3 protein-coding genes are annotated in these 5,184 nt (G+C 63.1%); 1 reads left to right on the top strand and 2 read right to left on the bottom strand.

Annotation, left to right across the window (positions count from 1 at the left end):
- Nucleotides 1-844: S1C family serine protease (locus tag AC1DWI_RS13270; RefSeq protein ID WP_477724991.1), on the top strand; the 844-nt coding region annotated here is incomplete at its 5' end.
- Nucleotides 845-975: 131 nt separating this feature from the next.
- Here the strand turns inward: AC1DWI_RS13270 and AC1DWI_RS13265 are convergent.
- Nucleotides 976-2,667: a ShlB/FhaC/HecB family hemolysin secretion/activation protein gene (locus AC1DWI_RS13265; RefSeq protein ID WP_477724990.1), complete on the bottom strand. Its 1,692-nt coding sequence runs from the start codon at nucleotides 2,665-2,667 to the stop codon at nucleotides 976-978.
- A gap of 27 nt (nucleotides 2,668-2,694) precedes the next feature.
- A partial coding sequence (locus tag AC1DWI_RS13260; protein ID WP_477724989.1) for a beta strand repeat-containing protein occupies nucleotides 2,695-5,184 on the bottom strand: 2,490 nt, incomplete at its 5' end.

The raw sequence follows: 5,184 nt of genomic DNA, 5'->3' as shown, positions 1-5,184 counted from the left end.
CGGCTCAGGTGTGCAAATCAACCAGGACGGGCTCATCCTCACCATCGGCTACCTGATGCTGGAAGCCGAACACATCGAGATCGTGACGCAAGACAACCGCACCTTGCCGGCGCGCGCCGTTGCCTATGACCTGGCCACCGGCTTCGGGCTGTTGCGCCCCTTGCTGCCACTGCGCGGTGTGGGCGTGGCAGCGCTGGGCAACGGTAAAGACCTGCAGCCCGGCGAACCGCTGATGGCCGTCACCGGCCCGCAGGCTGATGAGGACGGCGACGTAAGCATGACCCGGCTGGTCAGCCGGCGCGCGTTCTCCGGCAGCTGGGAATACCACATCGAATCGGCGCTGTTCACCAGCCCACCTATCATGGCCAGTGGCGGCAACCACAGCGGCGCCCCGCTCTTCAACCAGAAAGGTGAGTTGATGGGCATAGGCTCGCTGCTGGTGTCCGATGCCACAGGCGAAAACCGCCGCCTGCCGGGCAATATGTTTGTGCCGGTGGATTTGCTGCGTCCCATCCTCGCGGAGCTGCAGCGTTCAGGCGCCAGCATGAAAAGCCGCAGGCCATGGCTCGGCATCACCTCCAATGACCAGGGCGGGCGCATACAGATCCTGCGGGTCAGCAAGGAGAGCCCTGCGGACCTGGCCGGGCTGGAGGCGGGCAACGTGGTGCTGGCAGTAGACGACGCCAAGGTGGCCACGCTCGAAGCTTTTTATAAAAAGCTGTGGGACCGGCCCGCACCCGACGCGGAAGTCAGGCTGACGGTGCTGCAGGGTGCAGAAGTCAAAACCATTGTGCTCAAGGCCCAGGACAGGATGCTGACGCTCAAGAAGCCTGCGGGCATCTGATTTTTACAACAAAATAGGTTGTAGCCCATACAGGTAAAGCGCAAGCAGCTATTGATTTAATAGCACTACAGGGCTACGCGATTTGACAGCCCCGCACGACAAGCCAGGAATGGGCACGAGCAGCGCAGCCTTCAAAACCGGTAGGCGACCTCGGTCCACATACGCGTTGAATCTGTCGTCCTGACCAGCTCGGGTGTCGACCCCAGGGGCGAGGCCAGGTAGGCACGGGCCCGCCACTGGTTGAGCCCGGTCCAGTCAAGGCCAACCCCCGCTCCGCTGAGCGTTGCGCTGTTGGCACCTGTCACCCAGGGTCGTTGATTGACTTTCAGGTAGGCACCGTCCCAGAACGCCACCGCCTGGAGCTTGCCGCCGACAACCTGCCCCAGGTCGTAGCGCARCTCGACGCTTGTGCGGTAACCCGTATCACCCGACAACGCACCCACATCGTAGGCACGCACCGAATAGGGCCCGCCCACGGACATTTTTTGTGACGAATCGAGGTTGGTGTTTGCCCACTGGCCTGCCCATGAAAAATGCAGCGTGCTGTTTTGCCCGAGGCGCTGCAAGCGGGAGAAGCCCAGATTGGCCTTTGAAAACCAGCCCTGCGTTCGTGCGCTGGCCGCATCGTCCAGCTGCGCCTCTGTAGCGTCAAAAACCACCCTGCCCCGGGTCCATCCCAGGCTCCAGGTATTGATGCCGCCGGACAGCAAGGTGTCCCGCCAGTCCCCGGTCAGGCTCGACGTCCAGGAGTCGAGATGCCGGTCTGTTTTTATTCCCGCCACGTCTACACGCTCGCGCAACTGCACCGTGTCGTATTGAATCTGTCCATAGAGGTTGACCGTCTGGCTTCGCACCAGCGGATGCTTGCCCCAGAGGCTGCCGGTCTCGGCGGAACCATGCGCGCCAAGTATCTCAAGAGACCCGCCAATTTTGTAATCCAGCAAGGAATAGGCGGCTCCTGCGCGGGTGCCCTGGCCGTTCAACAATGATTCGTAGCCCACCCGTCCGTAGCTCAGCCCCTTCCCGGAATTCAGGCCGCTCAGGCTCAGGACATCGCCATGCTTCAAAGGGTTGTTGACGTACACCGTACCGCCCAGGCGGGCTCTTCCTGTATAGCTGTTGCCGTAGTCGTCCACAACCAGGCTTCCTGAAACCGCCRGGCCGGGCGTGGTATCGATACTCAGATCGGAGGTGCCCATCCCGTCGCCGGGTCTTAAGGTTGCCTGCACCACCACGCCGGGTATGTCCGACAGCAACAGCAGGGAATTGTCCAGCAGGGCCTGGTCGACTGGCTGCCCGTTTTGCAGCGGCGCTACCGTCGCCTGCAGCAGCAGGTCGTTCACGCGCGTCTGGTTGTTGACGCCGACCTTGCCGTAGCGCGCCTCGACCACCAGAAAGCGAACAACGCCCGACTGGATCACCTGCGCAGGCACCACGGCCCGGGCAAAGGTCTGGCCCCTGCTGTGGTAATACTGGCCTATGCGCCCCGCCATTTCGTCGAGCTGGTCAAGCGTCAGGCTTTTGCCTTCAGCATCGGCCACCAGTGCATGCAGCGTGGCTGTCTCAAACAGGGTGTTGCCGATGATGTTGATCGATTTGACATCCACCGTCACGGCGGGACGCACAGGTGGCGGCGGGATATTCCCCTCATTGCTGAGGGGCGGCCTTTCTCCGCGGGGCGATGGGACGGCTTGCTGGGACGGCTGGACCTGCCGGAGGATGGTGCCGATATCAACCGGCAGCGGATCAGCCGCCTGGACCGCGAACAGGGGCGCGGCTGCCAACAGCAGCACAGCGTGCTTACCGGATACGTTGCATTTCATGGGGAAACTTTTGTGGGGTAGCCGTATTTATTTTTGAGCGGCCAGCACACCGTTTTGCAGCTGCACGCCGCCGTCAACGATATGCAGGCGCGGATCTTTTCTTACTGTGGCAACCACATCCTGCAGCACCTCGACGGCCCCACCGGAAACCACCAGTTCGTCTCCACCGGAGGCATCGGCGCTTGCGCTGCGAGTTACCCGAAGGATGGGCGATACCTCGATCAGGCCGGATTTGGAGCGTGTCCCATCCACGGCCTGTTGCATGGCGGCGTCGGCACCATCATCGGCGCCCCCCCGCCCAAGCGTTCCCGCCCGTGCGGGCACAGCTGTGACAGGCAAGGGAGTGATGGATGCCGTCAGCCCGGTCGGTTGCACCACCGTGTAGTTGGCCGCGTCAACCCCGCCCAGGGTATAGCCTGTCACGGTCACGGGCTTTGCGTTACCCACATTCGCGTTGGCAAAAGCACCGCTGCCGCCGCTGACGCTAACCACGTCACCGACCAGGGCCGCCACGGCGGCGGTACCACCCAAGGTGGCCGCAGTCGTACCGTCAAAAACCTTGTTCTGCGCATTTACACCGGTGACAGCCAGGCTGGCCGGTGTGATGTTTGCCGTGACACCTGTAGGTTGCACCACGGTGTAGTTGCCGGCGTCGGCCCCGCCCAGCGTATAGCCGGTCACCGTCACGACTTTGCCGTTGCCCGCGTTTTTGTTGACGAAAGCGCCATTGCCGGTACCACCCACAGTCACCACGTCACCGCCCAGGGCTGTGACCCCCGCCGTTCCGTTAAGCGTGGCGTTGGTGGTGGTGTCGTAGACCTTGTTGTTTGCCCCGACGCCCGTGACGGCCAGGCTGGCTGGTGTGATGTTTGCCGTAACACCGGCAGGTTGCACCACGGTGTAGTTGCCGGCGTCGGCTCCGCCCAAGGTGTAGCCGGCCACGGTCACGACCTTGCCATTGCCCACATTCTTGTCARCAAAAGTGCCGCTACCGCCACTCACACTCACCACGTCACCGCCCAAAGCAGCCACAGCGGCCGTGCCATTGAGGGTGGCTGCAGTACTCGCGTCATACACCTTGCTGTTTGCCCCTACACCGGTCACCGCCAGGCTGGCCGGCGTGATGTTTGCCGTAACGGCAGTGGGCTGCACCACGGTGTAGTTGCCGGCGTCGGCGCCGCTCAGCGTGTAGCCGGTCACGGTCACAGCTTTGCCATTGCCTACATTCTTGTTGGCGAAGGTTCCGCTACCGGTGCCGCCCACCGTCACGACATCACCGCCCAGGGCAACAACACCTGCGGTGCCATTGAGGGTAGCCGTGGTGGTGGTGTCATACACCTTGTTGTTGGCGCCCACACCTGTGACTGCCAGGCTGGCTGGCGTGATGTTGGCCGTGACAGCTGTGGGCTGCACCACGGTGTAGTTGCCGGCGTCGGCGCCGCCCAGTGTGTAGCCCGTGACTGTCACGGCCTTTCCGTTGCCCACGTTTTTGTTGACAAAGATGYCGCTGCCGGTACCGCCCACCGTCACGGTATCGCCGCCCAGGGCCGCGACGTTTGCTGTGCCATTGAGTGTGGCGGTGGTGGTCGTGTCGTAGACCTTGTTGTTTGCGCCTACGCCGGTAACAGCCAGGCTCGCCGGCGTGATGTTGGCTGTGACGCCGGTGGGCTGCACCACGGTGTAGTTGCTCGCATCGGCGCCGCCCAGCGTGTAGCCGGCGACGGTGACGGCCTTGCCGTTGCCCACGTTCTTGTTGTTGAAATTGCCGCTGCCCGTGCCGCCCACCGTCACGGTATCGCCGCCCAGAGCTGTGACCGCCGCCGTGCCATTGAGTGTGGCGGTGGTGGTGGTGTCGTAGACCTTGTTGTTTGCGCCTACACCCGTGACAGTCAAGCTGGCCGGCGTGATGTTGGCCGTGACGCCGGTGGGCTGCACCACGGTGTAGTTGCCTGCATCAGCTCCACCCAGTGTGTAGCCGCTGACCGTCACAGCCTTGCCATTGCCCACATTCTTGTCGGCGAAGGTGCCGCTGCCACCGCCAACCGTCACCACGTCGCCGCCCAGTGCCGCGACGTTTGCGGTGCCATTGAGCGTGGCGGTGGTGGTGGTGTCGTAGACCTTGTTGTTCGCGCCTACACCCGTAATGGCCAGGCTGGCAGGCGTGATGTTGGCCGTGACACCTGTTGGCTGCACCACGGTGTAGTTGCCGGCATCGGCGCCGCCGAGGGTGTAGCCGGTGACGGTGACGGCCTTGCCGTTACCCACGTTCTTGTTGACGAAATTTCCGCTGCCGGTACCGCCCACGGTCACGGTATCGCCACCCAGGGCCGTAACGGCGGCTGTTCCGCTCAGCGTGGCCGTGGTGGCGGTGTCATAGACCTTGTTGTTTGCACTCACACCGCTGACAGTCAAGCTGGCCGGTGTGATGTTGGCGGTCAAGCTGGTGGGTTGCACCACGGTGTAATTGCCGGCGTCGGCACCGCCCAGCGTGTAGCCGGTGACGGTCACGGCCTTGCC

It is taken from the genome of Polaromonas sp. P3_C2 (genome assembly GCF_056402675.1).
The sequence above is the reverse complement of the archived record's forward strand: the minus strand, read 5'-3'. Positions and strand labels throughout refer to the sequence as shown.